Source organism: Salegentibacter echinorum (assembly GCF_900129445.1).
Lineage (GTDB): Bacteria > Bacteroidota > Bacteroidia > Flavobacteriales > Flavobacteriaceae > Salegentibacter > Salegentibacter echinorum.
Genome location: NZ_FQVT01000006.1, coordinates 12,338 through 32,582 on the forward strand (window position 1 = coordinate 12,338; position 20,245 = coordinate 32,582).

A 20,245-nucleotide genomic window follows, 5' to 3' on the forward strand; every position below is an offset into this window, starting at 1 on the left:
TGCAGCGGGTCATCCTGAACTCATTTGGGAAGAAAAAATTACAGCTTAATGGAAGAGAACCAGGAGGGAGCTAACCAGGAACAAAATAATCAGCCAAAAGAAGAATTAATAAGGGTAACCGGGATGTACAAAGACTGGTTTCTCGATTATGCTTCTTATGTGATTTTGGAGCGTGCGGTACCGGCCATGGAAGACGGTTTTAAACCTGTGCAACGCCGCATTATGCATTCTATGAAAGATTTGGATGATGGTCGTTACAATAAAGTGGCCAACATTGTGGGACATACAATGCAGTACCACCCACACGGCGATGCCAGTATTGGTGATGCCATGGTGCAAATGGGGCAAAAAGACCTGCTTATCGATACGCAGGGAAACTGGGGTAATATCCTCACGGGAGACCGCTCTGCCGCGCCCCGGTATATTGAAGCACGTATTTCTAAGTTTGGCCTGGAAGTGCTTTACAACCCAAAATTGACCGAATGGCAACTCTCTTATGATGGCAGAAAAAAAGAACCGGTAAACCTGCCGGTTAAATTTCCATTGCTTTTGGCACAAGGAGCCGAGGGTATTGCAGTGGGGTTAAGTACCCGCGTACTTCCGCATAATTTTAATGAACTAATAGATGCTTCTATTAAGCATTTAAGAGGGAAGCGGTTTAAACTTTTCCCCGATTTCCCTACCGGTGGGATTGCAGATATTTCCAATTATAACGATGGGAAACGTGGCGGGAGAGTGCGGGTGCGCGCTAAGATTAGCCAGTATGATAAAAATATCCTGGCAATTACCGAAATTCCTTTTGGAACCACCACAAGTAGTCTTATAGATTCTATTCTAAAAGCGAATGATAAAGGGAAAATAAAAATCAAAAAAATTGAGGATAATACTGCTGCCGAGGTAGAAATCTTAATTCACCTTCCCAATAATATTTCTCCAGATAAGACTATTGATGCCTTATATGCTTTTACGTATTGTGAAAATTCCATTGCACCGTTGGGTTGTGTAATTATAGATAACAAACCTGTGTTCCTGGGAGTTTCAGAGATTTTAAGAAGCTCTACAGACCATACCTTGCATTTGCTGAAGCGGGAATTGGAGATCACACTCGATGAATTAGAAGAACAATGGCATTTTTCTTCCTTAGAAAGAATTTTTATAGAAAAAAGAATTTATAGGGATATTGAGGAAGAGGAAACCTGGGATGGGGTGATAAATGCCATAGACAAAGGGTTAAAACCACATATAAAACATTTAAAAAGAGCGGTAACCCGGGATGATATTACAAGGCTTACAGAAATAAGGATTAAGAGAATTTCAAAATTTGACCTCGATAAAGCACAGCAAAAAATTGATGCTTTAGAAGATGAGATTGCCAAAGTAAAACACCATTTAGACCATTTGGTGGATTATGCTGTAGCTTATTTTGAAAAATTAAAAAAAGACTACGGGAAAGAAAAAGACCGTAAAACCGAACTTCATATTTTTGACGATATCGAGGCCTCTAAAGTGGTGATTAGAAATTCTAAGCTTTACGTAAACCGTAAGGAAGGTTTTATTGGTACAGCGCTTAAAAAGAATGAATACGTAGCCGATTGTAGTGATATAGACGATATAATTTGTTTTACTGCCAGTGGAAAGATGATGGTAACCAAAGTAGATACCAAAACTTTTATAGGTAAGGATATTATACATGTCGCGATTTTTAAGAAAAAAGACAAGCGCACTATTTATAATATGATTTACTGCAATGGTAAAGGAGGTGCATCTTATATAAAACGTTTTGCGGTGACCTCTGTGACCCGAGATAGGGAATATGACCTAACCCAGGGCAAAAAAGGGTCTAAGGTGCATTATTTTTCTGCAAACCCTAATGGGGAGGCCGAAGTTGTAACGGTGTTTTTGAGACAGGTAGGCAGCATTAAAAAATTGAAATTTGATGTCGATTTTGCCGATATGCTTATTAAAGGTAGAAACGTAAAAGGAAATATTGTTACCAAATATGCGGTAAAACGAATAGAGTTAAAAGAAGAAGGAGTATCAACTTTAAAGCCTCGTAGAATTTGGTTTGACGAAACGGTAAAACGTCTTAATGTAGATGAGCGCGGTGAGCTTTTAGGTGAATTTAGGGGTGAAGATCGCATTTTAATCGTTACTCAAGATGCGGTAGCAAAAACCATTGTGCCAGAGTTAACTACACGTTTTGATGAGGAGATGGTTGTGTTGGAAAAATGGATGCCAAAAAAACCAATTTCTGCTATTTATTGGGAAGCAGAAAAAGAACGATTTTACGTAAAACGTTTCCTTATTGAAAATCCAGATAAGGAAGAAAAATTCATTAGCGAACACGAAAATTCTTATTTGGAATTTATTTCTACCGATTTTTATCCGCAAGCGGAAATTGTTTTTTCTAAATTACGTGGAAAAGAACAGCGGGAAAATGAAATAATAAACCTTGAAGAGTTTATTGCAATAAAAGGTGTTAAGGCACTTGGAAATCAGTTAACAACAGATAAGGTGAAACAGATTAATCCGCTGGAGCCGTTACCTTATGAAGCGGAAGAAGAAGTTGCTACCGAAGATATTGAAGTTGTCGATGAAGATGATGTTTCTGATAGAAAAAATAAAATTAACATTGTGAGGAAAAAGGAAGATTCGGGATCTTCAGAAAGTCAAACTAAATTATTTGATGAATAGATAGATGAGTATAATAAAGGAATTTAAAGAATTTGCGATTAAAGGCAACATGGTCGATATGGCCGTGGGTATTATCATTGGTACTGCTTTTAACGCAGTGGTGAACACCCTGGTTAAAGAAGTGGTGAGTCCGCCGCTAAGTTTAATGACCGAGGGCATTAAATTCGCCGATAAAAAATGGGTTTTACGAGAAGGAGTGGCCGAAGCCGAAGGCGTTAATGAAATCCACGAAGTGGCCATTGGATATGGAGCTTTGCTTGAGTCGTTTATTGACTTTTTAATTGTAGGCTTTACTATTTTTATAGTGATTAAGTTAATGAACCGTTTTAGGAAGAAAGCCCAGGATCCTGAAGATAAACGCGAAGTTACCCCAAAAGATATTGAGCTTTTAGCAAAGATGAACAAACTTATGGAAGAGCAAAATCAATTGCTGAAAGATAATATTCCGAAGAAATAAGTGATAAGATTTATAGGATTTAATTTACACTGCGTTGATAATATCCTTTATAAGAACCGTTTGTATTGAGCTGTTAAACTACCACTAAAAACGCGCGTTACGAGTCTTTATCTAAAACAAGAGATTCCTCCTTCGTCGGAATGACAGCCCCATTACAACAAAAAAGATTTGTTAGACTACTACAGCCAATCTGCATTATAGGTCAAGTTTTCGACTTTTGAATTAACAATTCCCGAATATTCGAATCACGAACTAACGTATAATCTACTTACTCAATAATCTCAATGTCTATTTGCACATTATCCCTTGGCCATTCCGATTGACCGGTTTCTACTTTGGCGATTTTCTCAGCGACATCCATACCTTTTGTGACCTGGCCAAAAACAGTATGATCGTTATTAAGATGCGGAGTTCCGTTTTTATCCATTACAATAAAGAATTCAAATGGAGAAGAAGCTTTACTCACATTCTGTTCACTATATTTTGCGGCAGAAAAGGCACCATAGGTATGTTTATGCCCGGCGTCAAACTCACTTGGGATTAAGTAACCACCTATTTCGGCTCTCTTTCTGGGTGTTGCTTCATTATCTGAATTCCCACCCTGAATCACAAATCCCGGTGCGACACGATGGAAAAAAGTAGAGTTGAAATAATTGTTTTTTACCAGCATAATAAAATTAGCACGATGCAAAGGAGTGTCTTTAAAAAGTTTAACTTCAATATTTCCAAAGCTGGTTATAATACGCACTCGCGTTTCGGGATTTTCTTTCCCGTATTGTGTTAAAAATGGGATGAGTTCTTCCTGCGGGATGGGGAAGCGATCATCTTTGGCAGCATAGGTTTCATCTACCGTTTCTTTTTTCTCTCCATACTTCGCTTTCAAAGAATCCAATTCTGCTTTACTTGCTTTAAGAGGAGCTTCTTGAGTATCTGGGACTTTCTTTTTAGAAGATTCCTTATCTTCACAACTTGCAAAAAAAAGAATACAGAAAAAGAATATTACAGCAGTTCTCATGGATTTTCAGGATTTTAAAAATAAGGTACCAAAATTAAAAAAAATAGTGCTTCCGGGGGAAAAGGCGCATCATAAATTAATTCCGGGAAGCAGGCGAGAAGAGATGAAGAATCTTAAAATTGAAGATTTAAGTCCGAACAAAGCCGGGGTGATGGCCGTTTTTTATCCAAATACTTTTGGGAATACCTCTATGGTCCTTATTTTAAGAAGAACGTATAAAGGAGTGCATTCCAATCAAATTGGTTTTCCCGGGGGTAGGGAAGAACCTGAAGATGAAAATTTACAGGATACCGCTTTACGCGAAACAGAAGAAGAAGTTGGTATTCCCCGGGATAAAATTCAGGTGATTAGAGAACTTACCAAATTATATATTCCGCCCAGTAATTTTTGGGTACAGCCTTATTTAGGCTTGCTGGATCACACTCCTAATTTAATTAAACAGGAAAGTGAAGTTGCCCAAATATTAGAGGTAGATTTAGATCATTTTTTAGATCATTCTAATTTTGTAAATGAAGAATTGAGTACCAGTTATTCAAAAAAAATGCTTGTTCCTGCTTTTAAACTCAACAACCAGATAGTTTGGGGCGCTACGGGGATGATGCTTAGCGAAATAAGGGAACTTTTTAGGAAAGGTTTATAAAGGCCTAATTAAGAATCATTACGCTATTTATATACTTTAAAACTTCAGACTATCATATTTTGTGCCTGCTCAGGGAGATTTTACTATATTTACCCGGTCTAATTTTTCGGAGTTATTCAGGGAAGTTTCTATGCCGATATTTTTAAGAGGAACTAAATTAAAACTATGGGATTGTTTAAGAGAAATCCATTTGGACATATTTTATTTTTAAAAAAATGGCTTATCAGGATTTTTGGTTTGCTTACACATAGGCGTTATCGCGGCTTTAATGAGTTAAGTATTGAAGGCTCACATATCATTAAGGATTTACCAGATACCAACGTACTATTCGTCTCCAACCATCAAACTTATTTTGCCGATGTTACGGCAATGTTCCACGTGTTTAATGCAAGTTTAAGCGGAAGGATTGATTCTATAAAGAATATTGGCTATATCTGGCAGCCCAAATTAAACATTTATTACGTAGCCGCTAAAGAGACCATGAGATCTGGTTTATTATCCAGAATTATGGCTTATGGTGGTTCAGTGAGTATAGAGCGTACCTGGCGCTCTAAGGGAGAAGAGGTGACTCGCAAAGTTAATCCCAATGACACAAAAAATATAGGAATGGCTTTAAAAGACGGTTGGGTAATTACTTTTCCGCAGGGTACTACCACGCCTTTTAAACCTATTCGAAAAGGCACCGCCCACATTATTAAACAATACAAACCCATAGTAATCCCTATTGTGATTGATGGCTTTAGACGTTCTTTCGATAAAAAAGGCATCAGGATTAAAAAACGAGGGATTTTACAAAGCATGCAGATTAAAGAACCGCTTGAAATAGATTATGAAAATGAATCTATAGAAGAAATAGTAAGTAAGCTGGAGTATGCCATAGAGCAACATTCTTCCTTCTTAAAAGTGATTCCTTCTGAAGAAATTGAAGCGATGGAAGAACTTAATAAAGAACGTAAGTTTTAATCGCTGGGCACGAGCCAGGGATTTAATATTCCAAGGCTTGTTTCGAAATTAAAGGACTTTTTTCAGAAGCATACCTCTCAACCCTGGGTAGAGGTTTAATCAATTTCCCAGAATAGACCAATAACATTTAGAAAAATATATAGACTTGCAACGCAAAAGATATTTTTACCTTATAAAAATTCAATATTTAGGTTATCGCCTGCACGGTTGGCAAAGACAACCAGATGTGAAAACGGTAGAAGGCCTTATTGTGAAAACGCTGGGTTACGCGCTGCCCGATGCAAAATTTAAAATTTTGGGTACCAGCCGAACAGATGCCATGGTATCTGCACAGGAATCTGCCTTCGAGCTTTTTTTAGATCACGAACCTTTGGAGGATTTAGATGAATTTCTCGATCTATTTAACCTCAATTTACCGCAGGATATTCGGGCTGTTGCGATTACCGAAGTAGATGCTAAATTTAATATTATCCAGCATCCAAAGTTAAAGGAGTATGCTTATTTGTTTAGCTATGGCACAAAGAACCACCCTTTTTGCGCTTCCTTAATGGCCAATTTTCAATTTGACCTGGATATTGAAATGATGAAAAAGGGAGCGAAGCTCTTTGAAGGGAAACATCACTTTAGAAATTACTGCGTGAGGGTTTCTGAAAACAGCATTTTTGATCGGGAGATTTTAAAATCTGAGTTAGTAGAAAACACCGAAATCACGGCAAGTTTTTTTCCGGAGAAATCTTATATCTTTCATATTCACAGTGCCGGATTTCTAAGACACCAGGTGCGTTTAATGATGGGAACCTTGCTTTTATTAGGAAAAGGAGAGCTAAGTTTAACAGATATCGAAAATAGCTTAAAACCGGGCGTAGCGATGCAAATGGATTATATTGTACCGGCTTCAGGCTTAATGCTCAATAAAATTGGTTTGGAGGATTTTTAAAACTCAAGTTCGGGAATATTCAGCGCCACTAAGGCACAAAAACACTAAGGTGCACCAAGATGCTCTTAGTGTTTTTCTTGGAGTTTTGGAGTCTTTGTGGCCTTTTTATTGTTTTTGAACAAAAAGTTGCATTAATTACCCTGGGTAAACCTTAGAATTCACGAATATTTATAGTTTCAAAGAATTTAGACTTAGAAAACCTTATTTTTTTGATCTGATAAACTTAATATAAAAGGCTTGCCTGCAAAATTTGGGTAGGACTGGATGCGTAAAAAACATCGTTTACGTTTTTGCTTCTTCTTTTTCCAAAACCGCCAGGGCTAATCGAATAACCCCATAGTCAATAGCTTCTTCAAAATGATCGAAATAAGGTTTTAAGGCTTCGGTTTGCTCTAATTCCTGTTTAGCCTTTGCTACAGCTTTTAGATCTGCTTTAGAAATATACTTTTTTGGTTCAACGGCTTCATTATCATTGTAAAGTTTTGCCAGGTGGGAATAAATTGTGGTGAGGGCCAGGCCGCGCTCTTTTGCAATTTCCTCTAAACTTAAATCTTGCTGTAATAATGCTAAGGTGGTTTTGTAGGTATCGCCCTTTTTATTTTTTTTGCCGGTTCTTTTTTCTTTACTGAAAGCGATGATTTCCTTGATAAAATCATAACCGTAATCCTGCATTTTCTGTCTTCCCACCCCGTTAATTTGAAGAAATTCATCGTCGGTCATCGGTCTGGCTTTCTCCATTTCTTTAAGCGTAGCGTCATTAAAAATAAGATAAGCCGGGATTTCCTCTTCGCGGGCAATCTTTAAGCGCAATTGCCTCAATTTTTCAAAAAGGGAATTGTCGACAGTTTTTTCTGAAGCTTCGCTCACTTCAGGACGCTTTATTTTTTTACGATCCGGTACCTCGGCGAGTTGAACTTTTTCGCTTTCAAAAAGCACCTTTCTTGCCAGGGACGTGAGCTGCAAATTATTTTTTCGATGGAAAGCAATTTCCAGCAACCCTAAATTTATAAGCTGAATAATATATTGCTGCCAATGATGCCAGGAAATATCTTTTCCAATCCCAAAGGTTTTTATTTGCTGATAATTCTTACTAAAAACCGCTTCATTTTGTGAGCCGCGCAGCACATCTATCACTACGGTAATAGGTTCACTTTCTTTTAACCTGAATATACACGAAAGTGCTTTTTGAGCGATAATGGTACCGTCAAAAAATTGCGGCGGATTCTTACAAATATCACAATTTCCGCAGTCTTCCTGTTTTAATTCTCCAAAGTAACTTAGCAATATCTTTCTGCGACAGCTTAAAGCTTCAGCATATTGCTTCATACGGTCTAATTTTGCCAATTGTACCTCTTCATTTTTTGCATTTGAAGCAAACTTTTGAAGCTGTACAACATCGGCATAACTGTGAAATAGCATGGTGTCCGATGGTAATCCATCCCTCCCCGCACGCCCAATTTCCTGGTAATAGCCTTCCAGGTTTTTAGGCATGTTATAGTGAATTACCCAACGAATATTAGATTTATCGATCCCCATCCCGAAAGCGATGGTGGCACAAATAATTTTAGAACGATCGTTAATAAAATCTTCTTGAATTTGAATGCGTTTATCGGCAGCAAGGCCGGCGTGATAAGCTTCAGCTTCAAAACCTTTGCGTTGTAATTTTTCTGCGAGTTCTTCGGTGTTTTTTCGGCTTAAACAATAAATAATCCCGCTTTCTTTTTTTCGGTTTTTAACGAAATTACTAATCTGTTCAAAACGTTTTATACCGGGTCGCACCTCCAGGCTAAGGTTTTTACGATCAAAAGAAGCGATATGTTTTTCGGCGTTGGGAATATTGAGCTGTCGGCAAATATCATGGCGTGTAGCTTTATCTGCAGTAGCGGTAAGTGCCATCATTGGGGTAGTGGGGAAGCGGTTTTTTAAATAGCCCAATTGGGTGTAGGCAGGACGAAAATCGTGCCCCCAGCTGGAGATGCAGTGAGCTTCATCTACCGCAATTAAACTCACTTTGCCATCACTCATAAACTTATCTACAAATTGCAGACTTTCCGGTGCTACATATAATAGTTTAAGCTCTTTCGCATCTATCTTTTTAAAAATTTCCTGCTGTTCATTCTCTGTTTGGCTACTATTTAGAAAAGCAGCCGGTACGCCGTTGGCGGTGAGGCCGTCAACCTGGTCTTTCATCAAGGCGATAAGCGGGGAAATTACCAGGGTGATTTCCGGTAATAAAATAGCGGGCAGCTGATAGCAAATAGACTTTCCGCCACCGGTAGGCATAATCACCAGGTTATCTTTACCTTCAAAAGCTGCATTTATAATTTTCTCTTGCAGTGGTCTAAAACTGTCATATCCAAAATATTCTTTAAGCGTTTGTAGCACCCGGTTTTTTTCCATAATTGCAAAGTTAGTACAAACTGCCAATTCGCAAACCCGCTTAGATTGAAAATACTAAGAAGATGAAATTTTGTGTTTTAATTTATTGATGTCCGATAAAAATATAACAAATTATCATGTTCTTTTTTATAGTAAAACTTAAAAGCGATTTCTTATTTATCCTCATTCGTATTTGAAACCTTCAGGAAAAAGAATTAGATGAAAAATATTACTTATATAAAATCAGGATTATCAGTTAGTTAGAGTTTAGTTTATTCTCTTTTTTCTTGCAGCGAAGCGATCTTGTTTCTCTACCGGACAATAGTTAAAACACTTAATGATTGTACCTAAAAGAAATTAGTCGCTACCGCATAAAATATGTACATTTGCACCCGCAAAAAATAATAGAATATGAAAGCCGGAATCGTAGGATTACCAAACGTAGGAAAATCGACACTTTTTAATTGTCTTTCCAATGCCAAGGCGCAGAGCGCAAACTTTCCTTTTTGTACCATAGAACCTAATATTGGGGTAGTGAATGTTCCAGACCCACGCCTGGAAAGATTGGAAAGTTTGGTAGTTCCTGAAAGAGTACAACCGGCAACCGTAGAGATTGTAGATATTGCAGGTTTGGTTAAAGGAGCGAGTAAAGGAGAGGGCCTTGGAAACCAATTTTTGGGAAATGTTAGGGAAACCGATGCCATTCTTCACGTTTTACGCTGCTTTGATAATGATAATATTGTGCACGTAGATGGTTCCATAGATCCAATTAGAGATAAAGAAACCATAGATATGGAACTTCAGCTTAAAGATCTTGAAACAGCAGAAAAGAAGCTGGAAAAGGTGAAAAGAGCGGCAAGAACCGGTAATAAAGAAGCCCAAAAGGAAGAAGCCGCTTTGCTAAAAGTAAAAGAGGGTTTGGAAGCAGGGAAATCGGTAAGAGCATTAGATTTAACCGAAGATGAACGCAAAGATTTTATAAGACCGTTACAATTTATAACCGATAAACCGGTGATGTATGTGTGCAATGTGAATGAAGATGCTGCGGTATCTGGTAACGAGCACGTAGAACGCGTAAGGGAAGCGGTAAAAGAAGAGAATGCAGAAGTTTTGGTACTTGCGGTGGGAACAGAAGCAGATATTACCGAATTAGACGATTATGAGGAACGCCAAATGTTTTTGCAGGATATTGGCCTGGAAGAACCGGGTGCTGCGAAATTAATTAGAGGAGCTTATAAATTACTGGATCTGCAAACTTATTTTACCGCCGGGGTTAAAGAAGTGCGCGCCTGGACAGTGCCGGTGGGTGCGACAGCCCCACAAGCTGCGGGAGTAATTCACACCGATTTTGAGAAAGGTTTTATTCGTGCTGAAGTTATCTCTTACAAGGATTTTGATTATTACGAAAGCGAAGCCAAAGTTAAAGATGCCGGTAAAATGCGGGTTGAAGGAAAAGAGTATGTTGTACAGGACGGAGATGTGATGCATTTTAGGTTCAACGTTTAATCAAAAGCATTTAAAATCTCATTAATTGATTTGCTTTAAATCCTTGAGATTCTGGTGATCTAAAAGTTTTTTTACATTAGAGATTTTAATCCTGATCGAAGTAAAATCTGTCTTTTTAATATATTTTAAAGCTGGATCTCGGGCTGTTAATGGATGAATATTAACGAGGTAGTTGATAGTCTATTAACTACTTTTCGATGCTATAATTTAATAGTTCGCACCGCTCTAAATACAGGCAATATTAATCTGTATAATTCCCTGATTTTAATAAAATTTCACTTTTTCCTCATAATTAAGTGAGCTTTTAACGTGCTATTAGTTAATTAGCTTAAGTTTTTATAATAGTTTATCATTTATTGTGAATCCTGACTTTGTTTTTTGCCTAATTTTATCCTAACCAAAAAACAAAGCGTAATGAATTTGATAAAGAACAGTTTTTCGAATATTACAACTCCAGGTTTTATAAAAAATGCCGGGCTTATTTTATTGGCAACAGGAGTATTGTCTTCCTGTAATAATGCTAATAAAAAAGAAGAGGAAAATCTCGATATAGAAGAAACTCTGGAAGTTGAAAAAGACAGTCTTGGTGACAATGAATACAACAAGACGAATGCAGTGGCCGATTATCTTATCTACATGGATAAAGAAGGTAAGTATGAGGATATGGAGACTAAGCCAGAAAAAGCCATTCAGAAATTTGCAGCAGCAGTTTCAGAACGTTCCAGGGAATTTGGAATGCAAGTAAATGAGGAAGTGGAAACCCTGGGGGATTCTTTAAAAGAACCTGCGGGTAACATGAAAGCTCAACTGGAAAATGCAGTTATGGCTTTAGAGAAACTTCAGAAAAACTCGTATAACGAATTATCTGCTGAAGTAGAAGATCTAAAAGCAGATTTAAAAGATATTGATGTAAAAGCTGAAGATTCTAAAGAGCAATTACGTGCTTTTTTTGCTAAAGCTGCCGATGTTATTGACGATATGGACGCGCCAAATACAGAGTCTAATACGATGAGCAGGAATCCGGGAGCTGCTATAGATCAAGATACAGATACGATAGAAGTTCAGAAATAAGGAATAAAAATTTAGTTTATATTTAAACCGTTCGCTAAAAAATTAGTGAACGGTTTTTTTATACCCTAGAATTATGAAAGATAATTTTTCTACAAAGTCGGCAGATTATGCTAAATTCAGGCCTACTTACCCAAAAGAGTTATATGAATTTATAAAAAGGAATTTAGAGGTCACTAATTCAGCCTGGGATTGTGGTACAGGAAACGGACAGGTTGCGCGGGAATTGGCCGAATTCTTTAGCAGGGTGGAAGCAACAGATATAAGTGTGCAGCAATTGAAAAATGCAATTAAAAAACCAAATATTACCTACTCAAGGCAACCGGCCGAAAAGACAAATTTCCCCGATAATTCTTTTAATTTAGTTACTGTGGCACAGGCTATTCATTGGTTTGATTTTGATTCGTTTTATACCGAAGTAAATAGGGTGTTAAAACCCGGCGGATTTATCACGATAATTGGTTATTCGCTTTTTAAAAGTACCGCTCAAACCGATGCGGTAATCGCTTCTTTTTACAAAGATATTATTGGTCCCTGGTGGGATGAAGAACGGCGCTATCTGGATGAACATTATAAAAATTTGACTTTCCCGTTTAATGAATTGGAAGCGCCAGGTTTTCAAAAGGAATATGAATGGTCTTTCGAGCAGCTTATTGGATATTTAAAAACCTGGAGCGCAGTAAAACATTATGAGAATGCCAAAGGAATTAACCCTGTAGAACTTATTAAAACTGAACTTAAAACCGCTTTTGGAGAAAAAAATAAGGTGGTATTTCCTATTTTATTTAGAATGGGGAGGAAAAAGCACTAATAGCTCTGGTATAATCGTGAAGCTTGAACTTTGAATCTTAAACCATAAATTGATCGAAATCCAATTTTCAGCTAAGAAAATTAGATGTATTTTTTCAAATTTTAAGATCCTGTTTAAAGTGGCATAAAATATGTTTATCTTCAGCCCGTTATTTAACTAATTAATAACTGATTAAAATCATTGAATATGAATAAATTAGGTCTTGTTTTTCTTGTAATTTCAGGCTTCTTGTTTCAGGATATTTCTGCTCAGAGTTTTGTTGGGGATCAATCTGTAACGCAACAGGTACTTCAGGAATTAAATAAAGAGCGCAGTTTGTTGAGTCAGAATTTAGAGTATCGCATTAAAGAGATAGACTCTAAAATTAGCAATCTTGATGAAAGCATTAAAAACACCAATTCTTCCGCAGAAAAAGTAGATAAATTGCTCGAGCGCGTGCGTTATTTGGAAGAACGCCAGGAGGAGTTGGACAAAAATACCATTAGCGTTTATAAATATAATTACAGCTCGGCGGTTTTGAATTTAGCATCTATGGAGCGTGAGATTAAACCGCTAAACCTTTTTAACGCTTCCCGGGAATTTTATGCAACTCTAGACCAGGTGAGCAATCCTATGCATTATAATGGTTATAAAGAATGGTTTGGAGAGTTTAAGAAATTTGTGGAAGAGGAGAAAAAAGGTGACGCCCGGTTATCTGCGGTGAGCCATATTTTAAATGTAACCGGCGATCTTGCCAAGGGCACGCCTTTTACCGGGATGTTTGCCGGCACTTTGTTCGATGGGATTGGTAGTTTTATTAATTCCCTGGGTTGGGGCGATAAAAAGTTAAAAAAGCAAAGTACCGAAATGCTGAAACTTACCACAACTGTGGCTCAATTTACCCACGATAAGGACTTGATTGAGACTGAATGGGAATCTATCAATAAAAATTTAGACGAATTAAAAGAGTTGCAGGTAAAAGCGATGGAAGAGAATTTTGTGCGTTTGCTCGATTTAGATCTTAAAGAATTTAAACGCAATTTCACTAATGAGACCGATGCCAAAAAACGCACCCAGTATATCCTGGATATTTCTAAAATTGCCGAAAACAAAATCGTAAAGGAAAAAGCCAAAAACCCGGAAAACTGGAAACAAGATTATCATGACCAGATGGTAGCTGTGCAAAACCTAAAAATTAGGTTTGGGACTATTACCTTTAGAATCCTGGAAAATCTGAAGAAATATGAAGGTTTAATTGAAAAATATAAGGACGACGAATACTTAAAGCCTAAGATTGCCAAACTAAAATCGAAGTTAGATTTAGTGCGTAATAGTTTTGAATCTACATTTAATCCGCAAGAATATATCAAAGCCTCCAACGAGATGTATGTAGTAGAGTAGTGGGAGAGCAAAAAGTTTATATTCTATCGTAGAATGCAATATGGTGATGCACTCCACACAAGCCTATTGAACCTCGTTGAAGTAACAGTTTTCACAAATCTTTCCCGAAAAAAACGGGAAAGATTTATTAGCTATAGCAAGTCAGTTATTTACACTTATATAAAATTTTGGTAAAAGGATAATTTGGAAGTAAAGTTTCCAATGACGGGTAAGAATTATGGGATATTGGTATATTTATCTTGATATAATACGTTGTGCCTAATTAAAAACTGAAATTAAGAGTTTGAATTGTACTGAAATAGATTGGAAATTGATTTTTGATATTTTAAAAAGTATATCAATTATAACTGCATCCTGTGTTGCTATATATGGAATAAATTCTTGGAGAAGAGAAGCTAGATGGAAAAGAAAATATGAATTAGCAGAAGAAGTTTTATCAAGTATGTATGAAGCTCATCAAGCTATAAAGATTATTAGAAGTCCCATTGGATTTGGGAACGAAGGTTCTAGTAGAGAAAAAAGTAAAAATGAAACCAAAGAACAAACTGAAATATACAATCAGGCATACGTAACTCGCGAAAGGTTTCAGCGAAATAAAAAATCTTTAGAGAAGCTCCGACGTTTAAAATATAGATTCATTACACTTTATGGAAAGGATTATGAAAAATATTTTGATAAATTTTCGCAAACAATAAATAGGATATTTTCTGCCTCTGACCTAATAGCGAGGGTAAAACTTGGACAGTTTGATCACGATAAAGAATTCAAACTTCAAATAATGAAAGAAAATAGTAAAATATTATACAATGTTTTTAAAGGCGAAGATGAAATTGAAGAAGAATTGAAAACTGCAATTACAGCAATCGAAGAAAAATGCAGAGCAATTATAGGAAAAAATAACTAGGCACAATAACTAAGCATTCGTGGGGCCGGTACGGCCTAACATGAATGCAGTGTTGACTAAACCGGCTGTTCGTCGATTGGCCACTATGGGGATTGGTTTGTTTGTGTTGAGTGTTTTTAGGGAGTGATAACTTTTTTTCGTTCTATTTGGCATCTAAACCTAAAATTAGAAAATAGCAAGTTTCACTATTTTGGGTATTGAAGGGTTTTTTTATCACTACTTTTTATCGTTTCACTGATTATAGGATAAAATTTATTTTTAAGAGAATTAATTGGTAGTTTTGAGTCAGACTGCCGTTGGGTATAATTTGAGCAAAATCCTGCAAATTTAAATATTTTACCAAAATTTGGTATATTTGAATTCAAATTAAAACGAAATGAAAAACACATCAATATCGCTCGGAAATTATTTTGACCAATTCGTACAAACCCAGGTTTCTGCTGGACGTTACAAAAACGTTAGCGAAGTAATTAGAGCTGGACTTCGACTTTTGGAAAATGAGGAAAGTAAAACAATTGCCTTAAGAAATGCAATTCAAGAAGGAATTGATAGCGGAATTGCTCACGATTTCGATCCCCAAAAAAACCTTGAGGAATTAAAAGCCAAACGCAGAAAGAATGGCTAAATACGAATTGACCAATAGGGCTGTAGCTGATTTAAACGGAATCTGGGAATATACAATCGAGAACTGGTCTGAAAACCAAGCCGACAGATATTATGATATGCTTTTGTGTATTTGCCAAGACATTGCTGACAATCCGGAACTTGGAAAAAATTATGACGGAATCAAATCTGATCTTTTCGGACTAAAGGCAAATCAACACGTAATATTTTATCGAAAATCACAAGTAAATCCAATAGAAATAACGAGAATTTTACACGAACGAATGGATTTGAAAAATAGAATAACCGAATAATAAAAACTACACCCAATAACTAAGCATTCCCCGAGAAAAAATCGGGACAGGCTGTGTGGCCGGTACAGCTCGTCCCGATTTTTCGGGAGCCTAACATAAATGTCCCACGTGCGGGATTGATTAAACCGGCTGTTCGTCGATTAGCCACTATGGGGATTGGTCTATTTGCCTTGAGTGATTGCCTTCTTTCTTTTTAATTGATGGCTATCCCTAAACTTAGAAAATAGCAAGTTTCACTATTTTGTATTGAAGTTTTTTTTATCACTACTTTTTATTGTTTTCACTGGTTTTAAGATAGAATATTCCAAAAGAAAAAAACATTATTTTAAGAGAATTAATTGGTAATTATAAGACAGACTGCCGTTATTCTTTCTTTTAGAGCAACTTCAGGATTGAACAAAAATCAGTTTCATATATCCATATAAAACGCCTAATTTGGTATCCACACGGATAATAAATAGTTGTCAGGGAAAAAATGATCTGAATTTGATAAGTGGATTAGAAAGCTGAAATAAATCTACTCAACAAAAAACATAGAGAAAGCGAAAAAAATCTGGAACAGAAAAAAGGATAATTGATATGGTAACTTCTAAATTTGCTATAGCAGAATACCTGGACAGCGAGGAAATGATTGCTGAATATTTAAATACTGTTCTGGAAGATGGAGAAAGTTCTAATTTAGTTGTAGCAATTGGGCATATTGCAAAAGCAATTGGAATGACAAAAATTGCAGAAAAAACTGGAATGAGTAGACCTAGTCTTTACAAGGCGCTATCTGACGGAGCGAAACCGCAATTCGAAACAATAATGAAAATGCTAAAAGCTATTGGAGGACAAATTAATGTAAAACCCATGTCAGCTTAAAAATTTCGCTAAGCCTCTATAGATTAAAAACAGCAAAGAAATCGACTTTAAGGGAAAATAAAAAAGCTTACTTTTGCAGTAGAACTTCTTTCTTTGCTATTTAATTATGGGTCAAAAAATATTATTAAATGCCGTTGAAATAGATGTAATTCTACACCGCCTGGCCTGTCAGTTAATCGAAAAACATACCGACTTTAAAAATACCGTACTCATTGGGATTCAACCCCGGGGAGTGTTCTTTGCCGATCGAATTATTAAAGTTCTCAAAGAAGAATATCACGTAAAAGACCTGGATTATGGTCGTTTGGATATTACCTTTTATCGCGACGATTTTAGAAGAGGTGAAAAACCCCTGGCCGCCAATAAAACCAAAATAGATTTTATAGTTGAGGATAAAAAAGTAGTTTTTATTGATGATGTATTGTACACCGGCCGCAGTATTAGGGCCGCGCTAACTGCCGTGCAATCTTTTGGCAGGCCGGCAGAAATCGAATTGTTAAGTTTTATTGATAGGCGTTTTAGCAGGCATTTGCCCATTCAGCCAGATTATAATGGCCGGCAGGTAGATGCGATAAATGAAGAAAAAGTGATTGTAAACTGGAAGGAAAACGATGGAGAAGATGTGGTTTATCTGGTTTCTAAATAGGTTATAGCAAACATTAAATTATTAAATGTATGAGCGAATTAAGTGTGAACCACTTACTGGGGATTAAATATCTTCAAAAAGAAGATGTGGAGCTTATTTTTAAAACCGCCGATCATTTTAAGGAGGTAATTAATCGTCCTATTAAGAAAGTTCCTTCGCTTCAGGATATTACTATTGCCAATTTATTCTTTGAAAACTCTACCCGTACCAGGCTTTCTTTTGAATTGGCAGAAAAACGCTTAAGTGCCGATGTTGTTAACTTTTCCGCAGCCTCTTCTTCAGTAAAAAAAGGAGAAACACTTATTGACACCGTAAACAACATCCTTTCTATGAAAGTAGATATGGTGGTGATGCGGCATCCCAATCCCGGTGCCGGGATATTTCTCTCCCGTCATGTAAACTCCAGTATAATTAATGCAGGAGATGGCGCTCACGAACATCCTACGCAAGCTTTGTTAGACAGTTATTCCATTAGGGAGCGACTGGGGGAAGTTGCGGGAAAAAAGGTGGTGATTGTGGGAGATATTTTGCATAGCAGGGTAGCTTTGTCTAACATCTTTGCTTTAAAACTGCAAGGCGCCGAAGTAAAAGTTTGTGGTCCTAAAACTCTTTTACCCAAACATATAGAATCCCTGGGGGTGACCGTAGAAACAGATTTAACCAAAGCTTTACAATGGTGTGACGTTGCAAATATGCTTAGGGTACAAAATGAACGTATGGACATAAGTTATTTTCCCAGTACCCGGGAATATGCCCAACAGTTTCAGCTAAATAAAAAGAAACTGGAACAATTGGACAGGGAAATTGTAATTATGCATCCCGGGCCAATAAATAGGGGAGTAGAGCTTACCAGTGATGTGGCAGATGCCGAAAATGCCATAATATTAGATCAGGTGCAAAATGGTGTAGCGGTGAGAATGGCAGTTATTTATTTATTAGCTTCCGGGATATCCCGCTAAAAGATTTTTGTTGCTTAACTTTGAAGAAAAATTACGCTATGAAGATTTCTAAAAAAGAGAATTACACCTTGATCGAGCCGGAAGATAAGCCGGTTGTAGATTTTGTATCTTCCCTTACTAAAAATCATAAAGAATTTGCAGAAGAAAATGTAGTGGTAAACCTTTTAGCTTACCAAAATCTAAAAAAAGAGGAAATACTGGGCTTTTTGGAAATCTCTAATGTTCAACACGAAAATGAGAAATCTTTTGTGTTGGTTAGTGAGGCAATTGCCATAGATGAACTTCCCGAAGAAATCATTCTCGTTCCCTCTATAAAGGAAGCCGAAGATCTTATTCAAATGGACGAAATTCAAAGGGATTTGCTGTAAAATTATTTTCATGACACTTAATATTCTTGGTTGCTATGCTGCAACTCCCAGAAGTTTTACCAATCCCAGTTCCCAGGTTTTGGAAATCAATAACCATTTATTTTTAATTGATTGTGGCGAAGGTACCCAGGTGCAATTAAGAAGAAATAAAATAAAGTTTTCCAGGATAAAACACGTTTTTATCTCTCATCTTCACGGCGATCATTGCTACGGATTGGTAGGTCTTATTTCCACATTTAGATTATTAAATCGCGAATCTGAACTGCACGTTTATGGCCCAAAAGGAATTAAGGAAATTATTACTTTACAGCTTAAACTTTCTAATTCCTGGACCAATTATCCGCTATATTTTCACGAGTTAACCAGCAAGGAGCCGCAAATGTTGTTTGAAGATGAAAGAGTTAGTGTAGAAACTATCCCTTTAGACCACCGCATTTACACCAATGGGTTTTTATTTAAAGAGAAGCCGGGAGACAGGAAATTACTGGTACATAAAGCCCGGGAATACAATATAGATGTATCTCTTTTTAATAGTTTAAAGAAAGGAAAAGATGTAACTTCTGAAACAGGTGAATTAATCCCTAATAAATTGGTTACAGCAAATCCTGTTCCTCCCAAAAGTTATGCATATTGTAGCGACACTGCTTTTTATCCACAAATTTTACCACAAATTAAGGGCACGACGATTTTATATCACGAATCTACTTTTTTAGAAGATCGCGCTAACCTGGCTGCTCCAACTAAACACAGTACAGCAAAACAGGCCGCAACAATTGCTAAAGAAGCACATGTGGAAAAACTTATTTTGGGACACTATTCTACCCGATATAATGACTTGAATTTATTTAAAGAAGAAGCCACCGAAATATTTCCAGATATAGAATTAGCCGATGATGGCAAGGTTTTTCAATTTGACTAAACTAAAGTTTTACCAGCTATTACTTTTTGTTTTTTCTGAAATTTTAATGCTGAAGTTTTCCTCCATAGCATAGGTCTCCTGCATCACCAAGCCCGGGAACGATATAACCGCGTTCGTCTAATTCTTCATCTATAGTTCCTACCCATAAGGTACTGTCTTCTGGAAATTCTTTAGCTACTTTTTCTATTCCTTCCCGGGCTGCAATAACCGAAACCAAATGGACTTTTTTAGGTTTGCCCATTTTTTCAAGAGCTTTCATCACATTAACAAAAGAACCCCCGGTAGCCATCATTGGATCGGCCAGAATTAGCGTTTTTCCTTCTAAGCTGGGAGAAGCCAGATACTCCACCACAATTTCAAAGTGTTCATCTTGATTGGGGTGATGACGATAGGCCGAAATAAAGGAATTCTCGGCGTCGTCAAAATAGTTTAGTAAGCCGTTGTGCAATGGTAAGCCTGCGCGAAGAATAGAACAAATTACCACTTCGTCCTGGGGAATTTGAAGCTCGGAATGTCCCAGGGGAGTTTTAATTTTTTCAGCAGAAAAATTCAAGGTTTTACTAAGTTCGTAGCCAAGGATTTCCCCAACCCGCTCTATATTTCTTCGAAAACGCATTCTATCGGTTTGCACACCGGTATCTCTTAACTCTCCTATGAATTTTCCCGCAATAGAATTTTCATCCAAAAGATGGTTTAGCTTCATATTATGTTTAATTTTTATCAAAGGTAAGTAATACCAATTTAATCATATAATGACGCAATCAAACTCGTTCATTTTTCCATGCTATTTTTCTTGCATGAGGCCAGGCAGGTTGCTC

The 20,245-nt window shown here is 36.9% G+C and carries 20 protein-coding genes; 17 read left to right on the top strand and 3 right to left on the bottom strand.

Translation table 11 applies throughout. The features are described from left to right. Window positions 1-48 precede the first annotated feature (48 nt). Both BUA71_RS10770 and mscL read left to right on the top strand, forming a co-directional pair. On the top strand, window positions 49-2,694 hold the full coding sequence (locus BUA71_RS10770; RefSeq protein ID WP_072879618.1) for a DNA gyrase/topoisomerase IV subunit A: 2,646 nt from the start codon (window positions 49-51) through the stop codon (window positions 2,692-2,694). Window positions 2,695-2,698: 4 nt separating this feature from the next. Next, window positions 2,699-3,151: a large conductance mechanosensitive channel protein MscL gene (mscL, locus tag BUA71_RS10775; protein ID WP_072879620.1), complete on the top strand. Its 453-nt coding sequence runs from the start codon at window positions 2,699-2,701 to the stop codon at window positions 3,149-3,151. Window positions 3,152-3,419: 268 nt separating this feature from the next. On the opposite strand, the gene BUA71_RS10780 is transcribed toward mscL, so the two are convergent. Next, the gene (locus BUA71_RS10780; RefSeq protein WP_072879622.1) at window positions 3,420-4,166 is read right to left on the bottom strand and encodes a peptidylprolyl isomerase; all 747 of its coding nucleotides are present in this window, start codon (window positions 4,164-4,166) and stop codon (window positions 3,420-3,422) included. Between BUA71_RS10780 and BUA71_RS10785 the strand changes: the two genes are divergently transcribed. From BUA71_RS10785 to BUA71_RS10795, 3 genes are all read left to right on the top strand, one after another. Then, window positions 4,165-4,806, top strand: coding sequence for an NUDIX hydrolase (locus tag BUA71_RS10785; protein ID WP_072879624.1), 642 nt, complete (start codon window positions 4,165-4,167; stop codon window positions 4,804-4,806). The genes BUA71_RS10780 and BUA71_RS10785 overlap by 2 nt on opposite strands. A gap of 165 nt (window positions 4,807-4,971) precedes the next feature. Next, the gene (locus BUA71_RS10790) at window positions 4,972-5,769 is read left to right on the top strand and encodes a lysophospholipid acyltransferase family protein (RefSeq protein ID WP_072879625.1); all 798 of its coding nucleotides are present in this window, start codon (window positions 4,972-4,974) and stop codon (window positions 5,767-5,769) included. 145 nt (window positions 5,770-5,914) lie between these two features. Continuing rightward, window positions 5,915-6,706: a tRNA pseudouridine synthase A gene (locus tag BUA71_RS10795; RefSeq protein WP_072879627.1), complete on the top strand. Its 792-nt coding sequence runs from the start codon at window positions 5,915-5,917 to the stop codon at window positions 6,704-6,706. 282 nt (window positions 6,707-6,988) lie between these two features. Here BUA71_RS10795 and recQ read toward each other — a convergent pair whose 3' ends face one another. Continuing rightward, a complete protein-coding gene (gene recQ / locus BUA71_RS10800; protein WP_072879629.1) occupies window positions 6,989-9,106 on the bottom strand; it encodes a DNA helicase RecQ in 2,118 nt (705 codons plus the stop codon). Between the two features lie 390 nt (window positions 9,107-9,496). Here recQ and ychF point away from each other — a divergent pair, with 390 nt between their 5' ends. The 12 genes from ychF (at window position 9,497) to BUA71_RS10865 (ending at window position 19,427) form a co-directional block, all read left to right on the top strand. Continuing rightward, window positions 9,497-10,591: a redox-regulated ATPase YchF gene (ychF, locus tag BUA71_RS10805; RefSeq protein ID WP_072879631.1), complete on the top strand. Its 1,095-nt coding sequence runs from the start codon at window positions 9,497-9,499 to the stop codon at window positions 10,589-10,591. Between the two features lie 414 nt (window positions 10,592-11,005). Continuing rightward, on the top strand, window positions 11,006-11,662 hold the full coding sequence (locus BUA71_RS10810; RefSeq protein ID WP_072879633.1) for a hypothetical protein: 657 nt from the start codon (window positions 11,006-11,008) through the stop codon (window positions 11,660-11,662). A gap of 73 nt (window positions 11,663-11,735) precedes the next feature. Then, window positions 11,736-12,470 carry a class I SAM-dependent methyltransferase gene (locus tag BUA71_RS10815; protein ID WP_072879635.1) on the top strand — a complete coding sequence of 245 codons (735 nt, stop codon included), beginning with the start codon at window positions 11,736-11,738 and terminating at the stop codon, window positions 12,468-12,470. 186 nt (window positions 12,471-12,656) lie between these two features. Further along, window positions 12,657-13,850, top strand: coding sequence for a hypothetical protein (locus tag BUA71_RS10820; RefSeq protein ID WP_072879637.1), 1,194 nt, complete (start codon window positions 12,657-12,659; stop codon window positions 13,848-13,850). Window positions 13,851-14,133: 283 nt separating this feature from the next. Next, the gene (locus BUA71_RS10825; protein ID WP_072879639.1) at window positions 14,134-14,754 is read left to right on the top strand and encodes a hypothetical protein; all 621 of its coding nucleotides are present in this window, start codon (window positions 14,134-14,136) and stop codon (window positions 14,752-14,754) included. Window positions 14,755-15,130: 376 nt separating this feature from the next. Next, complete coding sequence (locus tag BUA71_RS10835) at window positions 15,131-15,379, top strand: type II toxin-antitoxin system ParD family antitoxin (RefSeq protein WP_072879643.1); 249 nt, start codon at window positions 15,131-15,133, stop codon at window positions 15,377-15,379. Next, window positions 15,372-15,671 carry a type II toxin-antitoxin system RelE/ParE family toxin gene (locus tag BUA71_RS10840; protein WP_072879645.1) on the top strand — a complete coding sequence of 100 codons (300 nt, stop codon included), beginning with the start codon at window positions 15,372-15,374 and terminating at the stop codon, window positions 15,669-15,671. The genes BUA71_RS10835 and BUA71_RS10840 overlap by 8 nt, the downstream gene beginning before the upstream one ends. A gap of 579 nt (window positions 15,672-16,250) precedes the next feature. Then, window positions 16,251-16,535 carry an addiction module antidote protein gene (locus tag BUA71_RS10845; RefSeq protein ID WP_072879647.1) on the top strand — a complete coding sequence of 95 codons (285 nt, stop codon included), beginning with the start codon at window positions 16,251-16,253 and terminating at the stop codon, window positions 16,533-16,535. A gap of 106 nt (window positions 16,536-16,641) precedes the next feature. Further along, entirely contained in the window at window positions 16,642-17,181 is a 540-nt protein-coding gene (gene pyrR / locus BUA71_RS10850) for a bifunctional pyr operon transcriptional regulator/uracil phosphoribosyltransferase PyrR (RefSeq protein ID WP_072879649.1), read from the top strand. Window positions 17,182-17,210: 29 nt separating this feature from the next. Beyond that, window positions 17,211-18,140 (top strand): aspartate carbamoyltransferase catalytic subunit, encoded by a 930-nt coding sequence (locus BUA71_RS10855; protein ID WP_072879651.1) that lies wholly within the window; start codon window positions 17,211-17,213, stop codon window positions 18,138-18,140. 38 nt (window positions 18,141-18,178) lie between these two features. Beyond that, the gene (locus BUA71_RS10860; RefSeq protein ID WP_072879653.1) at window positions 18,179-18,508 is read left to right on the top strand and encodes a ribonuclease Z; all 330 of its coding nucleotides are present in this window, start codon (window positions 18,179-18,181) and stop codon (window positions 18,506-18,508) included. Between the two features lie 10 nt (window positions 18,509-18,518). Next, entirely contained in the window at window positions 18,519-19,427 is a 909-nt protein-coding gene (locus tag BUA71_RS10865) for a ribonuclease Z (RefSeq protein WP_072879655.1), read from the top strand. 43 nt (window positions 19,428-19,470) lie between these two features. Here BUA71_RS10865 and upp read toward each other — a convergent pair whose 3' ends face one another. Next, window positions 19,471-20,130, bottom strand: a complete 660-nt coding sequence (gene upp / locus BUA71_RS10870) for a uracil phosphoribosyltransferase (RefSeq protein WP_072879657.1) — start codon at window positions 20,128-20,130, stop codon at window positions 19,471-19,473. Window positions 20,131-20,245 lie beyond the last annotated feature (115 nt).

What these genes read in the sequence shown, in the direction of transcription:
- ychF (WP_072879631.1), top strand. Translation starts at nt 9,497, where the DNA reads ATGAAAGCCGGAATCGTAGGATTACCAAACGTAGGAAAATCGACACTT.
- mscL (WP_072879620.1), top strand. Translation starts at nt 2,699, where the DNA reads ATGAGTATAATAAAGGAATTTAAAGAATTTGCGATTAAAGGCAACATG.
- upp (WP_072879657.1), bottom strand. Translation starts at nt 20,130, where the DNA reads ATGAAGCTAAACCATCTTTTGGATGAAAATTCTATTGCGGGAAAATTC.
- BUA71_RS10845 (WP_072879647.1), top strand. Translation starts at nt 16,251, where the DNA reads ATGGTAACTTCTAAATTTGCTATAGCAGAATACCTGGACAGCGAGGAA.
- BUA71_RS10810 (WP_072879633.1), top strand. Translation starts at nt 11,006, where the DNA reads ATGAATTTGATAAAGAACAGTTTTTCGAATATTACAACTCCAGGTTTT.
- BUA71_RS10780 (WP_072879622.1), bottom strand. Translation starts at nt 4,166, where the DNA reads ATGAGAACTGCTGTAATATTCTTTTTCTGTATTCTTTTTTTTGCAAGT.
- BUA71_RS10835 (WP_072879643.1), top strand. Translation starts at nt 15,131, where the DNA reads ATGAAAAACACATCAATATCGCTCGGAAATTATTTTGACCAATTCGTA.
- BUA71_RS10840 (WP_072879645.1), top strand. Translation starts at nt 15,372, where the DNA reads ATGGCTAAATACGAATTGACCAATAGGGCTGTAGCTGATTTAAACGGA.
- BUA71_RS10785 (WP_072879624.1), top strand. Translation starts at nt 4,165, where the DNA reads ATGGATTTTCAGGATTTTAAAAATAAGGTACCAAAATTAAAAAAAATA.
- BUA71_RS10815 (WP_072879635.1), top strand. Translation starts at nt 11,736, where the DNA reads ATGAAAGATAATTTTTCTACAAAGTCGGCAGATTATGCTAAATTCAGG.
- BUA71_RS10770 (WP_072879618.1), top strand. Translation starts at nt 49, where the DNA reads ATGGAAGAGAACCAGGAGGGAGCTAACCAGGAACAAAATAATCAGCCA.
- BUA71_RS10855 (WP_072879651.1), top strand. Translation starts at nt 17,211, where the DNA reads ATGAGCGAATTAAGTGTGAACCACTTACTGGGGATTAAATATCTTCAA.
- BUA71_RS10860 (WP_072879653.1), top strand. Translation starts at nt 18,179, where the DNA reads ATGAAGATTTCTAAAAAAGAGAATTACACCTTGATCGAGCCGGAAGAT.
- pyrR (WP_072879649.1), top strand. Translation starts at nt 16,642, where the DNA reads ATGGGTCAAAAAATATTATTAAATGCCGTTGAAATAGATGTAATTCTA.
- recQ (WP_072879629.1), bottom strand. Translation starts at nt 9,106, where the DNA reads ATGGAAAAAAACCGGGTGCTACAAACGCTTAAAGAATATTTTGGATAT.
- BUA71_RS10790 (WP_072879625.1), top strand. Translation starts at nt 4,972, where the DNA reads ATGGGATTGTTTAAGAGAAATCCATTTGGACATATTTTATTTTTAAAA.
- BUA71_RS10865 (WP_072879655.1), top strand. Translation starts at nt 18,519, where the DNA reads ATGACACTTAATATTCTTGGTTGCTATGCTGCAACTCCCAGAAGTTTT.
- BUA71_RS10820 (WP_072879637.1), top strand. Translation starts at nt 12,657, where the DNA reads ATGAATAAATTAGGTCTTGTTTTTCTTGTAATTTCAGGCTTCTTGTTT.